The following is an 806-nucleotide window of genomic DNA, read 5'->3' on the forward strand; positions in this document are numbered from 1 at the left end:
AAAACCTGAGGGATGAGGTTAACGGTTTGGTGATATGCTTTATTGCCAGACTGGTATAGATAGACAACATACAATGGAGAGTTTGATCCTGGCTCAGGATGAACGCTAGCGGCAGGCCTAATACATGCAAGTCGAGCGGTAGAAGAGCTTTCGGGTTCTTTGAGAGCGGCGCACGGGTGCGTAACACGTATGCAACCTACCTTTTACAGGGGGATAGCCCGGGGAAACCCGGATTAATACCCCATGGTACTAATGATCGGCATCGGGATTTAGTTAAAGATTTATCGGTAAAAGATGGGCATGCGTCTGATTAGCTAGTTGGAGGTGTAACGGACCACCAAGGCGACGATCAGTAGGGGTTCTGAGAGGAAGGTCCCCCACACTGGCACTGAGATACGGGCCAGACTCCTACGGGAGGCAGCAGTAGGGAATATTGGGCAATGGGCGAGAGCCTGACCCAGCCATGCCGCGTGCAGGAAGACGGCCTATTGGGTTGTAAACTGCTTTTATACGGGAAGAAAAGGCCCATGCGTGGGACATTGCCGGTACCGTATGAATAAGCACCGGCTAACTCCGTGCCAGCAGCCGCGGTAATACGGAGGGTGCAAGCGTTGTCCGGATTTATTGGGTTTAAAGGGTGCGTAGGCGGCTGTTTAAGTCAGTGGTGAAAGACTCCGGCTCAACCGGGGCAGTGCCATTGATACTGGACAGCTTGAGTGTTGGAGGGGTACATGGAATTGATGGTGTAGCGGTGAAATGCATAGATACCATCAGGAACACCGATAGCGAAGGCATTGTACTGGCCA

1 rRNA gene is annotated in these 806 nt (G+C 52.1%); it reads left to right on the forward strand.

The window, feature by feature from the left end:
- Nucleotides 1-70: 70 nt before the first annotated feature.
- Nucleotides 71-806, forward strand: a 16S ribosomal RNA gene (locus tag Q0L00_RS19590); the annotation flags it as partial.

This window comes from Algoriphagus sp. (assembly GCF_024305035.1).
GTDB lineage: Bacteria > Bacteroidota > Bacteroidia > Cytophagales > Cyclobacteriaceae > Algoriphagus.